The organism is Metabacillus sp. FJAT-52054 (assembly GCF_037201815.1).
In the GTDB taxonomy this organism is placed as follows: domain Bacteria; phylum Bacillota; class Bacilli; order Bacillales; family Bacillaceae; genus Metabacillus_B; species Metabacillus_B sediminis.
Window position 1 is genome coordinate 3,767,476 of sequence record NZ_CP147407.1, and the last position, 19,082, is coordinate 3,786,557.

Here is a 19,082-nt window from a genome sequence, read left to right on the forward strand (position 1 = left end):
ACCACCTATTTTTTCTTCAATTTTTTCCTTATTGTAATAATGGTTTTAAAGCAATATATATATAAATAAGGATTTATTTTAAATAAGTAAAAACGTAATTTTAACATTGAACTAAATGGACCATCTATTACTTTTTTATAATTCGACAATATTTCAGACTGAAGGACAGTTCCTAACCCTTTATCTTTTTCAGCTATTTCTATTTCTTTTGCTTTAACATAAAAAGTTAATAGTGTTCTTAAATATTCATCCATTGATTTATTTGCAAGTTTATTATCTCCATTTTCCTCAAAAAATAATGTCCTTTCTTTAAAAGCTTCCAATATTACCAATCTACTCATACTAAATTTAGCATCCATAATGCTACCATCTCTATTCTGCAAATAATTGTACTTAGCCACTGCAGTATAAACAACTTTTTCGGCTTTATACAAAGCTTTATAGGTAAAGAAACCATCCTCATGTATATAACCCTCTTTGAACCTTAAGCTTTTAAATATATTTCTATGAAATATTTTATTACACACCATTGGTTTAAAATATTTATAATCACTTAAGAAGTAAGAAAGTGCTGCTTTGTTATCGCACACTATTGTTTCGCCACTTACATTTTCTTCAATTTTATTTTTATAAACATATCTCACATTACATTCAACAATATCAGAATTAAATTTTGTAGCACTAGACAACAAAGTTTCATACATATCGCTATCTATCCAATCATCACTATCCACAAAACCAATATATTTTCCCGTTGCTATTTCTAAACCAGTGTTTCGTGCTGAAGATAGACCGCCATTTTCTTTGTGTATCACGTTAATTCTTTTATCTTTCAAAGCATAATCATTACAAATTAATTTACTCTTATCTTTAGACCCATCATTAACAACAATAATCTCAAGATTAGAGTATGTCTGATCAATTATGCTATCTAAACATTTTGCTAAATACTTCTCCACATTATATACAGGAACAATTATAGATAATAAGGGTTGCTCTTTCATATTTTAGACTCCTTGATATTACTACTTTCCAAATATGCGAGTAATATTAAATAGATAATAAAAATCTTCTGCTCATCTACTATACTATTTATAGAAAAACATATAAATGCAGGTATTATAAATATATGCTTTGAAAATTTACTCCCTTTTCTTTTTCTAAAAAGTAAAAGAAGTAAACTAAAGTATGCAAGAAAGCCGTAACCGTATATAATTCTAAAATGATCAGAGTGCGGTCTTCTAATTTGACCATCTTTGGTTAGTGTATATCCATCTCCAATGACCACGTTTTTTATAAGCTCTGTTTTTAATAAATCATCATATACGGACTCCCTAGACTCTGGATTATTTTCTGTCACCCTATTCAAACTATAATTAAACATATCAAAATTCAATAAACTATTAATGTTTAGTAACAATATAAAAATAATAAATACTGAAAACAGAAGTATAAATAAATCTTTTTTTCTAAAAGTAATATTAAATTTAATATTCCTCATAGCAGAAAACAATGAAAACAACATTACAATTGCCATAGCCAGGAATGCACCTGTACTCATACAAGTAATCAATATTAATCCGATTGACAAAAAAATAAATAATCTAGTTAATGAATTTAATTTTTCATTAAAAACCAAAAATATACATACTGAAACCAGTATGTATGCTGCATTATTAGGATCTACCCACAAATAACTATACCTAAAAAAATAGTCATTGGTTGTTGCATAATAATAATCTACAAATGGGTCTCTTACTGAAAATAGATTTTTTATATCAAAGTACATAGCCACATCAAAAATAGTTATTATTGCTAGTGCATCTACAAATAAAATAAAAACTAATAAGATATTTTTAATAGGAATGAAAACACATTTTAATTTTGTAGTAAAATAGAAATAATATAAAAAAGATGACAAAAGTTGTATAGGTCGTTTTAAATTGTCTCCCCATATATCGTATCCATTAATAAAATGTGGGGTGTAAAAATAAGATAAAAAAGTACTCAGTAAAACAAAAAAGCTTATAAAAATAAATAATTTAAAATCTAATCCAACTTTAAGTTTAGAATAATTTCTTAAAGTCCATAGAAATACTATCACTAAGGAATATGGGATAACAAAGTACTTGAAATAAGGAAAAAATAAAATATCAATAATTATAAAGTATGACAGAAAAGCATTCCAATTTAAGCTACTTTTTATATTCTCTTTATTTTTCATAAACATCCCTACATTAATTATTTAATAAAATTAAAAATCTTTTTACTTTGTTTTCCCCAATTTTTTTCTTTCAGTATGAACTCTTTTCCAAAAGCTGCTTTAGACATTAATTCATTATAGGGTACTTTTAAAGCCTTATTTATACTTTCTCCCATCTTTTCTGCATTTTCATCATCTAATATACTAATATGTTCAAGATAAGCTTTGGTAAGGCCATTTAATTTCGTAGTGAGTACAGGTGTTCCACTTAACATATATTCAAAAATCTTAGATGGGAAAGTAACCAAACTTATTGGATCATCTTTTGGCCTCGGATTTATAAGCATGTAGACCTTTTTTTGTATTTTAATCATTTCCTCATTTGGAACCTTTCCCTTGTATTCTATATTTGAATAAGTGATACATTGATCCATTACATATCTTCTAAGTGGTCCATCTCCATAAATATATAATTTAACATTATTATATACGTATTTCATAGATTCTATTAGTTGTCTAATTCCATTATACTCTACGAGTGACCCAGAGAAGAGTAAGATCACCTCACCACTTTGTTCATATATTCTTTTTTCTTCTTTTTCACATTTGTTTTCTTTAGGTGAAAATCCTCCATCCACAATAATATATGGAGTTTCTGGTGCATATTCTTTTATAGCTCTTTGATTTAGTACTATTAGCTTATCAAAATTCTTTATTGATATTTCTGTTAATTTATCCATGAGAATTCTTAGAAATTTTGAGATGATATTTCTTTTTTCCATATCTATAGGTAAATCTGCCAATAAGCAAATGGTTTCGCAATTGTACTTTTCTGATAGATATTTGACAGGAAGTCCAATCGCAGGAAAGGCATTAAAGGTCAGTATCTTAGTTTGTTTATTATTAGATATGAATTTTCGTGCAGCAACATACACTGAGAATACCTGCCAAATTTGTTTAACTATAGGTATGTTTAGGTAACTTACGCATTTAACATAACAATTGTCCGAGATTCTCAACTGCTTTTTCCTTACCCACAGTTTCTTAACTTTAGGATAAGGTGCTGTAGGATAAATCGTTAATATCTCCATGTCATCTTTAAATTTCTTTTTGAGTTCTTGAACGACACCTATTTGCATATTGTTTCCGGCAACCGATGCTCCCCTTTGATGATCGCAAATATCCTTTGGTATTGCATAACCTATATATAATAGTTTCATTATTTTCTCCCTGTATTAAAATACAATGTATAATTTTATAACTATAGAGTAAAATTACAATTTAACCTTTTTAAATAAATACATATGTTTAGAAGCCATATTTTCAATTGTATATGTTTTAATCTTTTCCAAGTTATTTTTCGCCATTTTGTCAATTAGTAAACTATTGGAAAGTAACTCATTTATCTTGTATGGTAACGCCTCTATGTTCTTCATTGGAATTATATAGCCATTTTCATGATTTTTTATAAGTTCTATACCCGCTACACACTTATCTGTAGTTATAACAGGCAGACCATATGAAAAAGCCTCATTAATTACTAATCCCCATATATCTTCTCTTGTTGGCAATACCATTATATCTGCAATTTTATAATACATTTGCAATTCTTCTTTTGGCTTAAAATCAATGATTCTTACACTTATATCCTTTTCTTTAATAATTCTTTGATATTCCTCTTTTAATTCTCCACCACCTACTAATAAAAGTTCTACTTTTTCCCCACTAACTCTTATTTCATTCCAACAATTAAGTAGGATGTCCATGCCTTTTCTATGAATAAACTGGCCTACTGAAATCACAACTTTATTTGAATGAATATTCAATTTATTTTTTAATAATTTTTTTTCAAAGACAGACACTCTTTTATTAGTAATTGTTTTTGTTGTAATAGATGTAAATGGATATTGAAATATGTTATTTTCATTTGCACCATAATATTTTAAATATTCACTTGTTCTTATTCCGGTACTCAGCCAATATTCTGCACTTGATATAAAAAAGCTTTTAATACTCTTTTTGAAGAATTTTTCATCTTTACTAATAAATCCACCATCAGCATTAAGGATAAATGATATTCTCCTTGCCTTTAGATATAGTATGGATAACATAGATGTTGGTGTTGCATAACCACCAATAACAATAATGTCGTAATTAAAATTCAGGAATTTTATAACTCCAATATTTAATGCTGAATCTGCCCTAACTTTTATACCTTTTAGTACAAAGGACTTGAAGTTATTTGAATTATTATCGAACCATTTTTCATTTCTATCACTAGCATTTTCTCGTTCAAACAATACTGTTAGATCACACTTTTTCCCTAGTTCATTAAAAAATTCCACTCTATAAGGTGAAGGGATATTAGTTAAAAATAGTACTTTCATTAATTAATCATACCCTTTATATTATTTGCCCAATCAAATTCATCATCCACTCCACAAAATGTTATTCTAGGATAATCCCCGATTACTTCCTTAAATAAATCCAAATTTGAGGCAATGATAGGCAGATTAAAAAATTGTGCTTCCACAAGTGGTAAACCATAGGTCTCAATTTTACTTGGAAATAATAACGCATCTACGGACTTATAGTGTTCCATCACTTGTTTATAGTTCAATTCCCCAGTTAAAATAATATTTGCACCTAAATTAAATTGATTTATATACTTTAATGCAGTATCATCTGCTTTATCTAAAGTAAGGTATAACACAACATTCTTTAAGTTAAACTTATTCACAATGATATCCATAGCTTTATATAAAACCTTATGATTTTTGTATAAGTTTTTACTAGAAGGATAAAACAGAGTTGTAGTATCTTCCAAATCAGGGATACGCGTATATAAGTTTGGATTTATAGTGTTTAGAATAGGCTTTTCAACATGCACATTGTCTTTATTTATACTTGCTTTTGAAACAATCTTTTTCTTTAACCATTCTGTTTGAACAATAACTTTATCTGCTTCTCTTATACTTTTATTTATTAAATGGATATATATATTTTTATAAAACCATAAATTCCTTTCATTTTTTTTAAATAGACTCCATTCATATTCAAAAAAAGGAATTGGTTGATGAAGATATAATTTCTTTTTAACTCCTCTATCCTCTGAAAATCCAAAAGGGAAATAGTTTTGCATAGAATATATTTCATAAGGTTTTACTTTCTTGTCAATACACCACTTCTTAAAGCCCACTAAATTCCAGTAGTTTCGACTTTTATAATATGGATTTCTTGAGTTTTGTATTAGTATAATCTTTGGATGACTAAAATAATCACAAGTATCTGGAACAAAAATATAATATAATTTATCCTCTGGAACTTGATTTTTTAATTGTTGTAAATAATTATTAAGAATTGTAAGCGCTCCGCCTGATCCAAGAGAAGTTGCATTTACTAAAACATTGTTGTCCATAATATCCCTTCCATAAACTAGTTTACCTCATTCCTAAAACAAATGAGAGTTTATTACCAATCCAGGTATTTCTAGAAAAATTTCCAAATGTGTTAATGCTAATAACTACTATAAATAAAACTATAATGGGTTTGATTAAAGGTACAATCCCAATACCTAATGTATTATTAATTATAATATTTGTTATACCGGCCACAGGCATATGGAGCAAATATATTGCAAATGATTGTTTACCTATATATCTAACTAATGTGTTTGAAAAGGTTCTCCCAGCTATAATAACAATAATCATAGCACCGCTAAGTTCAATAAATAATGAAAAACTTGACCAATATGATCCTTCTTTAAGATAAATAGATAAACAGAGAAAACCCACAAACAGTAGTATAATTAACATAGAATATTTTCTACAAATGATATATATTTTAGTAATATTTGCTTTTTTAAAAAGTAAGATTCCTAATGAAAAAAACCCCAACCAATTAAACGGATTAATATAGGGTTGGATCATCCATAACTTATTTAAAGAGGTAAGAAAGACAGAAATAACTGTCATTAAGATGAATAGATACAAAAATATATTATATTCTTTGAGTTTAAATAGTACTAAATAAGAGACAATTAACATTGATAGATAGTACAAATATGTATCATAGCCAATTAAATATAAAAAAAGCTTCGTTAGTGTTAGAGGTTCACTTATAGTCCCTCCATACTGAGTCACAAGATATATTAAAGACCCACAAAATATCCAAGGAATAAAAACAACTTTTTTCTTTTTAAGAAAAAGAAAAAATGGTGGTTGTTTTTTCCCAAATAAATACCCTGATATGATAAAAAAAACTACTACACCTACAGTACCTATATTAGCTGACAACAAGCTAAAAAAGGGAACAGCCCCCTCTGGCGAACTTGATGTATGCGCAAAGATCACACTAATAATAGAGAACGCCTTCATAGAGTCTATACATTGTCTTTCTTCAAATGTATTTCTTTTTATATTAGCTCCCATTTTTCTCCCAAACGACCCTTTTAACATAATCAGTATAGGACAATATTATTCTTAGTACTTTTTCTGACACGTTAGGCATACTATAATCCTCTACAAGTCTTATTGTGTCACTTTCCTGAGTTTGTAATATTTCCAATCCCTGTAAGATTCTTTCCTTCTTTAAACCTACCATCATAACTGTTGCTTCTTCCATTGCTTCTGGTCTCTCATGAGCCTGTCTAATATTTAGTGCACTAAAGCCTAGAATTGAAGACTCCTCACTTATCGTACCGCTATCACTAAGAACAGCTTTTGCTCTAATTTGAAGTTTATTGTAATCATTAAAACCTAAAGGTTTTACTGTTTTCACTAATGGTTTAAACACAATTCCTTTAGATTCAATCATATTTTTAGTCCTAGGATGAGTACTTACTATTACAGGTATATTGAATTTCTCAGCGATAGTATTTAAGCTATCCACTAAATCTAAGAAATTGGTTTCTGAACTTATATTTTCTTCTCTATGGGCTGATACTACAAAGTATTCTCCTTCTTCTAAGTCCAATCTCTCTAAGATGTCTGAACTCTCTATTTCATCTTTTTTAGAATTAAGAACCTCGAACATCGGACTTCCAGTTTTAATAATTCGATCTGAAGGAAAACCCTCCCTAAGAAGATATTCTCTGGCTATATCACTGTAAGTTAAATTAATATCAGCTGTATGGTCAACTATTTTGCGATTGGTTTCTTCCGGCACCCTTTGGTCAAAACATCTATTGCCTGCTTCCATATGAAAAATCGGGATATGCCTTCTTTTAGCTGCAATTGTAGTTAAACAGCTGTTTGTATCACCAAGAACCAAAAAAGCATCTGGTTTTACCTCTTCCAAAATCGGATCAATTTTAATCAAAATATTACCAATAGTTTCTACAGCTGTTCCCGTAGCTGCATTAAGAAAAAAATCTGGTTTCTTTAAATTAAAATCTTTAAAAAAGACTTCATTTAATTCATAATCATAATTTTGTCCCGTATGAACAAGGGTATGTTCAATTGCATTTGATTCTACTAATTTATTAATAACTGCTGACAACCTAATAATTTCAGGTCTAGTACCAACGACTGTCATAACTTTTAGTTTCTTCATAATTTATACCTCCACGAAATAAGTGTCCGGCTTTTCTGGATCGAAACATTCATTTGCCCACATTACTGTTACCAAGTCGTTTTCCCCTACGTTTACAATTGAATGTGTATACCCAGTTGGAATATCTACGACGCGTAAGCTTTCCCCATTTACTTTATATTCTATAAATTCATCAGAATCTATTTTTCTAAAGCGAATTAAGCCTTCCCCACTAACAACTAAAAATTTCTCATTTTTAGTATGATGCCAATGATTTCCCTTCGTTATCCCTGGCTTTGATACATTTACAGAAACTTGTCCTCTTTCAGGTGTTCTCAAAAACTCTGTAAAAGAACCTCTATGGTCGGAATTCATTGTAAGATCATAAGAAAACTGATCTTCTGGTAAAAAGCTTAAGTAAGTACTATATAGTTTTTTAGTTAAAGCATCCTCCATATTCGGGAGACTTAAATTTGTTCTGCTTTCTTTAAAACTCTTTATAAGGTCCGCTAAATCTCCAAGTTTAATATTATGTGTTACAGGTACCACACAGAAATCATCTTGAACAGTTGGCCTTCCTTCTAGAGCTTTAATAAATTCTTCTAACACATCGTCTATATAGCATAGATTAAGATCTGCATCTGGATTATTTATCTGAACATCGATTTCTCTAGCTATGTTATTACAGAATGTAGCCACCACTGTGTTGTAGTTTGGTTTACTCCACTTGCCAAATAAATTAGGAAGTCGATATACATAAACTTTTGCATCAGTTTCATAATAATGATTAAATAATAAATCCTCCCCTGCTTTTTTACTTCTTCCGTAAGGGTTATCTATTTCTGCTTGTATAGAAGAAGTAATAAGAACTGGGGCTATGTTACGATGTTTCTTTAATAATCCAAGCAATTGAGAAGTAAACCCGAAATTTCCTTCCATAAATTCACTTTCTTCTTTTGGTCTGTTTACTCCAGCTAAATGAAAGACAAAATCACATTCTTTGGTATATACTTCTAATAGCGAAGGATCACTTTCTTTAGTATACGGAAATACATCATTATATCCTTTATTTTTAAGCTCTGCGATAAGGTTTTTTCCTACAAATCCATTTGCACCTGTTACAAGAATCTTCATAAGAGTCTCCTTTTTATCTCGTTACTTCGGCTCTGTTCTTCCATTCATTTAGTTCTTTTTGAACATAATTTAATTCTAATAATTTCCCTTTAATTTCTTCAATGGTAAGAATCTGTGTATTATCAGAATTATATTCCTCTACAGACGTAAGCTTTTTATCTCCTTCTGCAAAATACTTTTCATAGTTAAGCTCTCTTCGATCAGCAGGCACTCTATAGAAACCTGGTAAATCCTCTGCCTTTACATACTCCTCTTTAGTGAGTAGGGTCTCATATCTTTTTTCACCATGTCTTGTACCGATAATCTTTATCTCATTATCTGCATTAAATAATTCTTTAACAGCTTGGGCCAGATCAATAATTGTACTAGCTGGAGACTTTTGAACCATAACATCTCCTGCATCCGCATTTTGAAATGCAAAGACAACTAGCTCCACTGCTTCTTCTAAGCTCATAAGGAATCTTGTCATATCAGGGTCTGTTACAGTTAAGGGTTGTCCACTCTTAATTTGTTCAATAAATAATGGGATAACGGACCCCCGTGAAGCCATTACATTCCCATATCTAGTACCACAAATTAAAGTTCTATCTGGTTCAACAGTTTTTGACTTTGCAACTAACACTTTCTCCATCATTGCTTTAGAAATGCCCATTGCATTTATTGGATAGGCTGCTTTATCTGTAGAGAGACAAATTACTTTTTTGACCCCATACTCAATAGCAGCAGTTAACACATTATCAGTGCCCAATACGTTAGTTTTTACGGCTTCTAGAGGAAAGAACTCGCATGATGGAACCTGTTTTAATGCTGCAGCATGAAAAATATAATCAACACCATGCATAGCATTTTTCACACTAGCCAAGTCTCTAACGTCACCTATATAAAACTTTAGCTTTTCATTTTTATAGCGTTTTCTCATATCATCTTGCTTCTTTTCATCCCGGGAAAAAATACGAATTTCTTTTACATCTGTGTCTAGGAATCTTTCCATTACGGCATTACCGAAAGAGCCTGTACCACCCGTTATTAATAGAGTTTTATTTTTGAACATATATTTTACCTTCTCTCATTTTTTTTAAAATGACTCATTATAATTTCGTACGAATGCTTGCTGGTATAATTTTCTTCTAAATACTTTCTAGCATTAGCACCCATTTGTTTTCTTACTTCTTTACTACATAGCTGTTCAACATTTTTGTTAAAGTGTGTAACATTGTTGCTTTCACACCAAAGACCAAAGTTGTTTTGTTCAATAACTTGACCTATATCAGTGTTTACATCCGTAGCTGCTAACACTGGCATTGACGCTTGCATATAAGAAAGTAGCCTTGATGGGAAATTTGGTATTGTAAAGCGTTTATCTAAGAAAATCAGCCCAACATCACATGTATTTGCAAGAATTTCATAATCCTCTTTGGGTAGATGAGAAAATATCTGAGCATTCTTGAGGTTGTCAATATTAAAAAACTCGTTCAGCTTATCAAATTCAGTTCCTGAACCAGCTATTATAAAATGAACCTGACTATTATCTTTGTTTGACTTTAAACACTCTTTTAAGAAGTCAATACCTTGGGGTTTACCAAGGTTCCCACCATAGATAAACACAGTACAATCAAGTGGAATCTTATACTTCTCCTTTATTATCCTTATCTTTTGTTGATCCCTCTTTAGTTCTCTAGGCTCTATACTGTTGGGGCATACTTCCACTGTGTCAGAAGAGATTTCAGGATTTTGTCTTAATAAAAATTCCACATTTGCTTGGGACATACATCCAATGTAATCAGAGAGTTCATATAATTTTTTTTCCTTGGATTTAAAGTATTTATATATTAAACTTCCGATCCCAGTTTTCCGCATCATTCCAAGATCCACAGCATTCTGTGGGAATATATCTTTTAATAATAGATAAGTAACGGCACTATCCCTTTTCTTCACATACTCAATAGCCTTATGTAAAGTTATTGGAGGTGTTGTATAAATCACTAAATCAAATGCTACATTGGAAAAATAAACTTCTATTCCCCTCTTAAATTTTGACTCGAGAGTGAGAGTCGAAATCCCTTTTTCTATAACATTAGTCTTTTGTGTATTACCTATCTGTAATTTTAGTATTTTGTAGTTTTCACTATCGATTAATTTTGTAGGTTGTTTTTTTCTCTTCTCAGTTGGTGAAATAATGTACACTTTATGGTTATCTTTTATAAACTCTCTCATCAGGTCTGTATATATACCACTTTCATCAAGTGTAGAAAAATCTAAAAGGGTTAAAAATAGGATATTCACAACTAAACTCTCCTAACTGGAACACCAACATAAACTCCGGCTTCAGTTACATCTTTAATCACAACAGCACCAGCACCCATTGTACATCCACCTGTGATACTTACATTATTGCTAACTACACTTCCAATTCCTAACCATGACCCTTGCCCAACTGTAACTGATCCAGCTAAATGAACTCCAGGTGATAAGTGAACAAAATTTGCAATATAATTATCATGATCTATTGTAGATGCAGTATTAATAATGCACCCTTTCCCTATAATGCTGCCGCAGTTGATAATCGTCCTAGCCATAACCACTGTCCCAATTCCTAAATTCACTTGTGACCCTATAATTGCATCCGGATGAATCAATGATGGAATACTGGCTCCTGACGCTTCCAGCTTTTCATGAACACTTTGTCTCAGAACATTATTGCCAATCCCAACAAAAATATCGCAATCATTTATATGTAAAGATACTTCTTCTGATGTACCAATAACTTCCAAACCCATTGATGTAGTGATATTTTTGTTATCATCTATAAATGCTACGTTCTGCCATTTGTTCATTCTTAATGCAATGTCTGCAACTACTTTTCCGTGTCCACTAGCACCAATAATCAAAAGTTTGTTTTTCATAGTTTCATTCTTTCTTGTTTAGTTCCTTTGAAAGGCTCAATAGTTGCTGCAGTTCCTGAATTAATACCTTCTCTAACAAAGACCTTTTTGACGGTTAAAAAGATGACTTTCCAATCTTCAATAAAACTTATATTGTCTACATACTCAACATCGAGATTGAATTTATCCTCCCAGCTAATTGCATTTCTGCCATTAACCTGTGCCAAACCAGATAACCCTGGTCTGACTTCATGACGTCTTTTTTGATGAGTGCTATACAGCTGTAAATATTGCACCAACAGTGGTCTGGGGCCGATAATCGACATATCTCCCTTCAAAATATTAAAAAGCTCCGGGAGCTCATCAAGAGAGGTAGAACGCAAGAATTTGCCGAACTCGGTCAACCTAATATGATCAGGGAGTAAATTTCCATGTCCGTCTCTCTCGTCCGTCATAGTCCTAAATTTATACATCTTGAAAATATTCTCATTTAATCCAGGTCGTTTTTGCTTGAATAATACAGGACTACCTAACTTGGTTCTTACTAGCACAGCAACAATTAGAAACAGGGGACTAAGAACAATTATCGCGATTAAAGAAAGGATGAAATCCATCGGTCTTTTTACAAACCGTCTATAAATAGCACCTTGAAAATTCTTCATTATTTTAACCACAATCCTTTAATGATTTTAACGACTCTTTCTAAGTCTTCTTCTGTCATCTTCGTATCAGACGGCAAACATACACCATTTTCAAACAACGCCCGAGATACATCCGTCCCGACAAAATCATACTTTTCAAAGAATGGCTGCATATGCATTGGTTTCCATACTGGTCTCGACTCAATGTTTTCAGCTTCCAATGCTTCAAATAAATCTATAGGCCTTACCTTACCAGACAACGTTATCGAGCTTAGCCAATAATTTGGTGCATCCCATTCATTGTTAGGCATGAACTCAATGCCTTCCAGCCCGGTTAGCTCTTTTTTATAAAACTGGTAAATGGCGTTCTTTTTGGCTACTCTCTGATCTAATACTTTAAGCTGCCCTCTTCCGATCCCGGCAGCCACATTACTCATCCGGTAATTAAACCCTAATTCGCTATGTTGATAGTGCCTTGCTTGATCTCGGGATTGAGTGGCCCAAAATTTCGCTTTAGCAATTCTCTCTTCATCATTAGAAACAAGCATTCCACCACCGGAAGTAGTGATAATCTTGTTTCCATTAAAAGAGAAAATGCCATAGTCACCGAAAGTTCCTGTATGCTTACCTTTATAGTAAGTACCAAGAGACTCCGCAGCATCTTCAATTATTACTACATTATGTTTCTTGCAAATGTCCATAATTTTTTCCATATCTGCAGATAAGCCATATAAATGAACGACTATCACTGCCTTTACTTCTGGATACTTTTCAAAAGCTTCGTCTAATGCTTTTGGGCTCATATTCCAAGTTTCATAATCACTATCTATAAACACAGGAATAGCATTTTGATAGATAATTGGATTTGCAGTAGCAGAAAAAGTAAGTGTTGGACAGAATACAATATCTCCTTCACCGACTCCAGCTGCTTTTAGAGCAAGATGGATAGCAGCTGTTCCTGACGACAGTGCTGCTGCAGCTTTAGAACCAACCATTTCAGCAAGCTCTCGTTCAAATCCATTTACGTTTTCACCGAGGGGTGCAATCCAGTTCGTATCAAAAGCTTCTTTTATATATTGCATTTCATAACCTTCTTCACTCATATGAGGTGAAGAAAGGAATATTCTTTCTTTTACTTTTGTCGATTCCATCTTTTCGACTTCCTTTCTTAGTTGAGTAATAATTTAGTAGATTAGGACTTAATTGGAGTATAAAGTATTTCCAACCAACTACTAGCCCACTAAATTAAATCTGCTTTTAACATTAACTAAAAATTAGATTAACTTTATTTTCCTGCTTGTTCTTTTACACTGGAAGAAGGGTAAAAGGATCCTTACCTTTATTAAAGTATAGGATCCTTTCAGGTTTCATTATTCATTTGGATTTAATCTTCACTTTAGATGACTATTCATTACCCTCCCGTGGGGAATGCAAGTAGTCCTAAACAGCAGCAGTCACCTTTATGCGATTATTTGCCATGTCCAACAATTTACCCCTGATTTCACCTGTCTCTAATACAGGGAAATCTTCCATAAAATTAAGTAATGCCTCTTCGTTTATTAAAGCCGCCTTCCCAATATGTATTTTAGGGAATACTTGCTGTGGATGAATCTCATTTTCATTCAATAGCTCTTCATACATCTTCTCTCCAGGACGTAAACCTGAGAAATTTATACCTATCTCTTCACTAGTATATCCAGACAGTTTAATGAGATTTTTAGCGAGATCTATTATTTTCACCGGCTCTCCCATGTCAAGGACGAAGATTTCTCCGCCTTGTGCCAACGAACCCGCCTGTACAACAAGGCGGGATGCCTCAGGGATGGTCATAAAATATCTTGTCATTTCCGGGTGGGTAACGGTGACTGGACCACCTGACTGAATTTGCTTTTTGAATAGAGGAATGACACTTCCTCTGCTGCCCAAAACATTTCCAAAACGTACAGCTACAAATTTGGTGGAACTCTTTTGTGAGAGATGCTGGATCATCATTTCAGCAAAACGTTTCGTAGCACCCATCACATTAGGTGGGTTGACGGCTTTATCTGAGGAAATTAGGACAAAAGTGTTTACACCAAATGCATCGGCTGCATCCGCTACATTCTTAGTGCCAAAAATATTATTTTTCACTGCTTCTCTTGGATTGTATTCCATCAACGGTACATGCTTATGAGCCGCAGCATGATAAACGACAAATGGCTGGTACTGCTCCATGACTTCAAATATGCGTTCGCGATCTTGAATATCTGCGATGACCGGAATAATCTCTATCTCTTCTTGAAATGAATTTCGCAGTTCAATATCTATTTGATAGATGCTGTTTTCTCCGTGACCTAAAAGTATAATCTTTGATGGACTGAAGCGGCAGATCTGCCGGCATATTTCAGATCCTATCGAGCCGCCGGCACCGGTTACCAGAATGGTTTTTCCAGATATTGTTTCCGTGATTCCTTCAATATCCAATTCTACAGGCTCTCTGCCCAGCAGGTCTTCTACTTTTACATCCTTAAATTCATTTGAAGAAACTTTCCCTAACATGATGTCTTCCATCTTAGGAATGGTAAGGACCTTCATATCGGTTTCTTCACATTTTTTATAGATTGTATTCAGTTCTCTTTTATTTAATGAAGGAATGGCTAAGATAATTGTATCGATCTTTAGGTCCCGGCAAACTTCTTCCAGCTCATCAATCCCTCCAGCTACAGGTAAACCAAAGATCTGCAGGTGGTGTTTTTTCTTATCATCATCTAAGAAAGCAACAGGTGACAGCTTGGATTGACGGTTATTCAATAACTGCCTTACGACCATGGTTCCTGTCATGCCGGCACCAATGATTAAAGTCCGCTTATTATCAGAGGACACCTTGTAATATAGATCTCTAAATATCCTCCAGGATAATCTGGTTCCACAAATCAGCACCATGTGAATCAGCCAGGTAATGCCCAAAATCCGTACATACACATCTTGGTTTGCAATCTGCTGAAAAACCCCGGTTGTAATCGCCGATAATGAAACAGCATTAAATATGGCAAGAAGCTCTTTTATGCTGGCATATTCCCATGCCCTCTTATACAAGCGATAAATGGAGGCAAATACATGGTGGGAAATTAGAAGAATTAATGAACTGATAATGATCGTTGGGTTCAATAGCTCTTTGGATGGATTAATAATGAAATAACTAAGATAAATAGCAGCAACAACGGTAAAAGAATCTAAAAACACCAAAAAGGCCAATCTTTTTCTATACGTCATTTAACCACTCTCCTTTCGGGCTTATACTTTGACTCAATTCTTTAATAGCGATAAATGAAAATATCTAATGAAAGAACAGAACATTATTCTCTCATTAGATATTTCATTAAACTTAATAAAATTGGGCATCCAACCCATCCTCACACCGCACTTCTGACGACAAGCGTCTAAGGTTTTCACCCACAGTACAGCCGAGTGTCTCCGTTGATAAAGGTAAGGAGGCATCACCTGAATGGAAAAACGTTGCTTTAGAATATGCCTAAGAATTTCTTTTTTTTGATTCGACTTGGTGGATGTCCGCCTATTGAATGATTTTGCAGGATAATTTCTGCGTTTTCTCTATAAAGATACGCGGCTTCGCTTCCAAATTCCTTATTAAGAACATCTAAGCCATTTAAAAGCTGGAATCCTCTAGTAGTGGTGTTGTGTGCGTCTGATGCGATGATGTGGGTGAGCTGTGCTTCTACTAGTTCCAGCGAGAATTTACGTATTTTTTTCCCGAAGTGACCGGTCAGGCTTGCTGCGGTTACCTGGGTTAGCGATCCTTTTTTTACTAAGTTGTAGAGGAGGTCCGGGTTCTCGATGATTTCTGCATTGCGTTCTGGATGAACGATGATAGGGGTGAACCCCTTAATCTGAAGATCAAACAGCATCGTTTCTGTGTATCTTGGAACATGGCCGGATGGCAGTTCAATCAACATATATCTTGTATCTTGTATGGGAAGGATTTCACCGTTTTCTATTCCTTGAAGGAGCTCGCCGTGGATGCGGGTTTCTTGACCGGGTATGATGGTTAGCGGAATTTTTTGTTCGTCTAAAGCTTTATTTAAGCGATTTACGTGATCCACGATGACAGCCTTCTGGTTTATGTGCGTTCCATTCATGTGATGGGGAGTTGCTACAATTTTCGTGATCCCTTCTGCTGCAGCTGCTTTAGCCATGCGAATGGAATCATCCAAATTTTGTGCTCCGTCGTCTAAACCAGGGAGAATATGACAATGTATGTCGATCACGTAAAACACCTCAAGTTTGCGTTATTTTTAATTCTTTTGACCTATTAAACTATATTTCAACACTATTTTTATCCTATCATCTTCCTTAATTTAGTGATAGAGGGTTATTTTGTCGAATTATGACTTTTTTCCACCATAATAATAATAATAGTGGCTGTCTTCTTGTTTTTTGTTATTTAATACCACCCCAAGAAGCTTTGCATTCGCGTTATGAAGCTGCTCCTTCGCCTTTTGAGCGCGCTCAATTTCCGTTTTGCCTGAGCTGACAACGAGGACTACGCCTTCTACTTGGTTGGCCAATACTTGAGCATCTGTTACAGCTAAAACAGGAGGAGTGTCGAAAACGATCAGATCATACAGCTTTCTTGCTTCATCCAGCAGCGCTCTCATATTGCGGGACGCAAGAAGCTCGGACGGATTTGGCGGGATCGGACCACTTGTCAGTAAATGCAGGTTATCCTGTCCGCTTGGTTTTACTGTATCCTGAAGATCCATTTGCTTCGTTAGCACATTGGTGAGGCCTGTATGATTATCGAGCTTGAACGTAAAATGAGCTGTTGGCTTCCGAAGATCCGCATCAATCAGAAGAACTTTTTTCCCCTGCTGTGCAAAAACAACAGCCAGGTTTGCGGAAGTGGTTGATTTCCCTTCACTTGGTCCTGAAGAAGTCACAAGCATGGAGGAAAGGTTCCCCTCCACATTCGAAAATTCAATATTTGTACGGATGGTCCGGTATTGTTCGGCAATCGGTGATTTCGGATTGTTCATCGAGATTAAGCTTCGGTTCTGAAATTGAAAGATTTGCTTCCGGTCTTTACGCGCCATATGTTTCACCTCTTGTTTTGGCAATTGCGGAAGGTCGGGATTTATCCTTTTCTTCCATATCTTCCTTGATTATTGTAATCGCTCCTAATACGGGCAGCTCAAGAAGCTTTTCAATATCCTGTTCGGTTTTAATGGTGTTGTCCAGGTATTCGAGAAGGAAAGCAACACCTACTCCAGCCATAATGCCGACGACAAATGCGATGGCCATGTTAAGGACAGGCTGCGGTTTGATTGGGGATGGGTTTTCACCGATGTCTGCTTGTGAAAGGATATTTACATTATCTACTTTCATAATGGATTTGATTTCTTTTTGAAAAACGTTAGCTGTCGTATTAGCAATAGAAGTTGCTAATACAGGATCCTCATTCTGGACTGTAAGCAGAAAAACTTGAGAGTTAGTTTTACTTGCAACGGTTATAGATTCTTCTGACAAGCCTTCTAATTTTAATTGCTCTTTTACTTTTTCCAGGATAACTGGACTTTTAATAATGTCGCTGTAAGTGTTGATCAGCTGAATATTGGTTTGAACCTGACTCATTTCATAGACTTGCTGATCATTTTTGGATTGGTTGACGAGAATCTGAGTGGACGCTTGATAGATCGGGGTGAGAAAAAAGTAACTGACGACACCGCTTGTTGCAGTGGCTAACGCGGTAATAATGAGAATAAGAGCGAGACGTTTTTTCAGCGTCTGGAACAGCTCTTTTAAGCTGATGGTTTCTTCCATAGTAGCCTCCGTGTAATTTATTAAATTGAATTTATAATAATACAAGCAATTATAATATCCAATTTTGCAATTTACCACACAAATTAGGAAAAAGATACATTATATTTACAATTTCGAGCTATTTTTCATCCTTTTCCTCCTGTGTATTTAAACCTAAAAAAAGGAACAGACTCCTCGAAGTCTGTTCCTTTTTGCTTATATGCTGTTAGCGATGATTGTTAACAAAGCTCCAAGAATGATGGCCATTAGTGGAATACTGATTGAAATTATTTTGTTTTTTCGCTGTCTCTTTAGTTCTGCTTCCTCTGGAGTGAGCCAGTGATGTGCCATGTTTTATCTCCCCTTGTGATTGTCGAGTGGTGTCGATAATTTGTCTTACTTTTAATATCGAAAGAGGAGATTTTGTTTTTATAGGCATATAGTCACGTAGTATGACAAAAACCGCAAAGATGGGGATCTTGCGGTTTTTGCGGTTGCTGCGGTGGGAGTCTGTCGGCTCTATATTTAATGAAATCCTTTTAGTAGGCAGAAAAGGAGTCAGGCGCGGGTGGCCGGACTCCTTTTCATTTATTGTTTGCCGATCGGCAATGGGTGCTTAACATCTTCTAGGATGCGTACACTTTTTTCATTTGCAAGATGATTTCTTCGACCATTTCTTTCGTTGATACGTTTCTTTGCTCGCCTGTGCGGTAGGCGTGCATAAGGATTTGCAGAAACTCCTCTTGCTTCATCTGCTTAGTGTCCATTGTACATGATTCCCTCTCATTTTTACAATTTTATACAGCATGCACGAAGATTATTATAATCCCGGTTTGCATCTTTCGCAACAGGTAATTATAAACTTCGAGTCGTTCTGACAATTATGTCCCCGCA

19 protein-coding genes are annotated in these 19,082 nt (G+C 34.0%); all 19 read right to left on the reverse strand.

The annotated features are described in order from the left end of the window. Positions 1 to 5: 5 nt before the first annotated feature. Complete coding sequence (locus WCV65_RS19460; RefSeq protein WP_338778803.1) at positions 6 to 1,004, reverse strand: glycosyltransferase; 999 nt, start codon at positions 1,002 to 1,004, stop codon at positions 6 to 8. After that, positions 1,001 to 2,224, reverse strand: coding sequence for a hypothetical protein (locus WCV65_RS19465; protein ID WP_338778804.1), 1,224 nt, complete (start codon positions 2,222 to 2,224; stop codon positions 1,001 to 1,003). Before WCV65_RS19465 ends, WCV65_RS19460 begins: the two co-directional genes overlap by 4 nt. A 17-nt stretch (positions 2,225 to 2,241) precedes the next feature. Then, a complete protein-coding gene (locus tag WCV65_RS19470; RefSeq protein WP_338778805.1) occupies positions 2,242 to 3,423 on the reverse strand; it encodes a glycosyltransferase in 1,182 nt (393 codons plus the stop codon). A 54-nt stretch (positions 3,424 to 3,477) separates the two neighbouring features. Continuing rightward, positions 3,478 to 4,590, reverse strand: coding sequence for a glycosyltransferase family 4 protein (locus tag WCV65_RS19475; protein ID WP_338778806.1), 1,113 nt, complete (start codon positions 4,588 to 4,590; stop codon positions 3,478 to 3,480). Next, positions 4,590 to 5,621: a glycosyltransferase gene (locus tag WCV65_RS19480; RefSeq protein WP_338778807.1), complete on the reverse strand. Its 1,032-nt coding sequence runs from the start codon at positions 5,619 to 5,621 to the stop codon at positions 4,590 to 4,592. Before WCV65_RS19480 ends, WCV65_RS19475 begins: the two co-directional genes overlap by 1 nt. A 22-nt stretch (positions 5,622 to 5,643) precedes the next feature. Beyond that, the gene (locus WCV65_RS19485) at positions 5,644 to 6,633 is read right to left on the reverse strand and encodes an acyltransferase (protein WP_338778808.1); all 990 of its coding nucleotides are present in this window, start codon (positions 6,631 to 6,633) and stop codon (positions 5,644 to 5,646) included. Next, positions 6,623 to 7,756, reverse strand: coding sequence for a UDP-N-acetylglucosamine 2-epimerase (non-hydrolyzing) (gene wecB / locus WCV65_RS19490; RefSeq protein ID WP_338778809.1), 1,134 nt, complete (start codon positions 7,754 to 7,756; stop codon positions 6,623 to 6,625). Before wecB ends, WCV65_RS19485 begins: the two co-directional genes overlap by 11 nt. A 3-nt stretch (positions 7,757 to 7,759) precedes the next feature. Then, a complete protein-coding gene (locus WCV65_RS19495) occupies positions 7,760 to 8,869 on the reverse strand; it encodes a capsular polysaccharide biosynthesis protein CapF (protein WP_338778810.1) in 1,110 nt (369 codons plus the stop codon). Between the two features lie 13 nt (positions 8,870 to 8,882). After that, positions 8,883 to 9,920 (reverse strand): polysaccharide biosynthesis protein, encoded by a 1,038-nt coding sequence (locus WCV65_RS19500; protein WP_338778811.1) that lies wholly within the window; start codon positions 9,918 to 9,920, stop codon positions 8,883 to 8,885. A 5-nt stretch (positions 9,921 to 9,925) separates the two neighbouring features. Then, positions 9,926 to 11,152: a glycosyltransferase family 4 protein gene (locus WCV65_RS19505; protein WP_338778812.1), complete on the reverse strand. Its 1,227-nt coding sequence runs from the start codon at positions 11,150 to 11,152 to the stop codon at positions 9,926 to 9,928. A gap of 2 nt (positions 11,153 to 11,154) precedes the next feature. Beyond that, on the reverse strand, positions 11,155 to 11,772 hold the full coding sequence (locus WCV65_RS19510; RefSeq protein ID WP_338778813.1) for an acetyltransferase: 618 nt from the start codon (positions 11,770 to 11,772) through the stop codon (positions 11,155 to 11,157). After that, on the reverse strand, positions 11,769 to 12,413 hold the full coding sequence (locus WCV65_RS19515) for a sugar transferase (protein WP_338778814.1): 645 nt from the start codon (positions 12,411 to 12,413) through the stop codon (positions 11,769 to 11,771). Before WCV65_RS19515 ends, WCV65_RS19510 begins: the two co-directional genes overlap by 4 nt. Continuing rightward, positions 12,413 to 13,543 (reverse strand): aminotransferase class I/II-fold pyridoxal phosphate-dependent enzyme, encoded by a 1,131-nt coding sequence (locus tag WCV65_RS19520; RefSeq protein WP_338778815.1) that lies wholly within the window; start codon positions 13,541 to 13,543, stop codon positions 12,413 to 12,415. The genes WCV65_RS19515 and WCV65_RS19520 overlap by 1 nt, the downstream gene beginning before the upstream one ends. A 289-nt stretch (positions 13,544 to 13,832) precedes the next feature. Further along, on the reverse strand, positions 13,833 to 15,644 hold the full coding sequence (locus WCV65_RS19525) for a nucleoside-diphosphate sugar epimerase/dehydratase (RefSeq protein ID WP_338778816.1): 1,812 nt from the start codon (positions 15,642 to 15,644) through the stop codon (positions 13,833 to 13,835). 248 nt (positions 15,645 to 15,892) lie between these two features. Next, positions 15,893 to 16,657: a CpsB/CapC family capsule biosynthesis tyrosine phosphatase gene (locus WCV65_RS19530; protein WP_338778817.1), complete on the reverse strand. Its 765-nt coding sequence runs from the start codon at positions 16,655 to 16,657 to the stop codon at positions 15,893 to 15,895. Between the two features lie 117 nt (positions 16,658 to 16,774). Further along, on the reverse strand, positions 16,775 to 17,482 hold the full coding sequence (locus WCV65_RS19535) for a CpsD/CapB family tyrosine-protein kinase (RefSeq protein WP_338778818.1): 708 nt from the start codon (positions 17,480 to 17,482) through the stop codon (positions 16,775 to 16,777). Further along, entirely contained in the window at positions 17,472 to 18,209 is a 738-nt protein-coding gene (locus WCV65_RS19540; RefSeq protein WP_338778819.1) for a Wzz/FepE/Etk N-terminal domain-containing protein, read from the reverse strand. Before WCV65_RS19540 ends, WCV65_RS19535 begins: the two co-directional genes overlap by 11 nt. 195 nt (positions 18,210 to 18,404) lie before the next feature. Continuing rightward, positions 18,405 to 18,539, reverse strand: a complete 135-nt coding sequence (locus WCV65_RS19545; protein ID WP_338778820.1) for a hypothetical protein — start codon at positions 18,537 to 18,539, stop codon at positions 18,405 to 18,407. Between the two features lie 275 nt (positions 18,540 to 18,814). Further along, positions 18,815 to 18,955: a hypothetical protein gene (locus tag WCV65_RS19550; RefSeq protein ID WP_164462274.1), complete on the reverse strand. Its 141-nt coding sequence runs from the start codon at positions 18,953 to 18,955 to the stop codon at positions 18,815 to 18,817. Positions 18,956 to 19,082: the final 127 nt, after the last annotated feature.

Excerpts from the sequence above, each read along its gene's own strand:
- WCV65_RS19460 (WP_338778803.1), bottom strand. The coding sequence starts at position 1,004 with ATGAAAGAGCAACCCTTATTATCTATAATTGTTCCTGTATATAATGTG.
- WCV65_RS19465 (WP_338778804.1), bottom strand. The coding sequence starts at position 2,224 with ATGAAAAATAAAGAGAATATAAAAAGTAGCTTAAATTGGAATGCTTTT.
- WCV65_RS19470 (WP_338778805.1), bottom strand. The coding sequence starts at position 3,423 with ATGAAACTATTATATATAGGTTATGCAATACCAAAGGATATTTGCGAT.
- WCV65_RS19475 (WP_338778806.1), bottom strand. The coding sequence starts at position 4,590 with ATGAAAGTACTATTTTTAACTAATATCCCTTCACCTTATAGAGTGGAA.
- WCV65_RS19480 (WP_338778807.1), bottom strand. The coding sequence starts at position 5,621 with ATGGACAACAATGTTTTAGTAAATGCAACTTCTCTTGGATCAGGCGGA.
- WCV65_RS19485 (WP_338778808.1), bottom strand. The coding sequence starts at position 6,633 with ATGGGAGCTAATATAAAAAGAAATACATTTGAAGAAAGACAATGTATA.
- wecB (WP_338778809.1), bottom strand. The coding sequence starts at position 7,756 with ATGAAGAAACTAAAAGTTATGACAGTCGTTGGTACTAGACCTGAAATT.
- WCV65_RS19495 (WP_338778810.1), bottom strand. The coding sequence starts at position 8,869 with ATGAAGATTCTTGTAACAGGTGCAAATGGATTTGTAGGAAAAAACCTT.
- WCV65_RS19500 (WP_338778811.1), bottom strand. The coding sequence starts at position 9,920 with ATGTTCAAAAATAAAACTCTATTAATAACGGGTGGTACAGGCTCTTTC.
- WCV65_RS19510 (WP_338778813.1), bottom strand. The coding sequence starts at position 11,772 with ATGAAAAACAAACTTTTGATTATTGGTGCTAGTGGACACGGAAAAGTA.
- WCV65_RS19515 (WP_338778814.1), bottom strand. The coding sequence starts at position 12,413 with ATGAAGAATTTTCAAGGTGCTATTTATAGACGGTTTGTAAAAAGACCG.
- WCV65_RS19520 (WP_338778815.1), bottom strand. The coding sequence starts at position 13,543 with ATGGAATCGACAAAAGTAAAAGAAAGAATATTCCTTTCTTCACCTCAT.
- WCV65_RS19525 (WP_338778816.1), bottom strand. The coding sequence starts at position 15,644 with ATGACGTATAGAAAAAGATTGGCCTTTTTGGTGTTTTTAGATTCTTTT.
- WCV65_RS19535 (WP_338778818.1), bottom strand. The coding sequence starts at position 17,482 with ATGGCGCGTAAAGACCGGAAGCAAATCTTTCAATTTCAGAACCGAAGC.
- WCV65_RS19540 (WP_338778819.1), bottom strand. The coding sequence starts at position 18,209 with ATGGAAGAAACCATCAGCTTAAAAGAGCTGTTCCAGACGCTGAAAAAA.
- WCV65_RS19545 (WP_338778820.1), bottom strand. The coding sequence starts at position 18,539 with ATGGCACATCACTGGCTCACTCCAGAGGAAGCAGAACTAAAGAGACAG.
- WCV65_RS19550 (WP_164462274.1), bottom strand. The coding sequence starts at position 18,955 with ATGGACACTAAGCAGATGAAGCAAGAGGAGTTTCTGCAAATCCTTATG.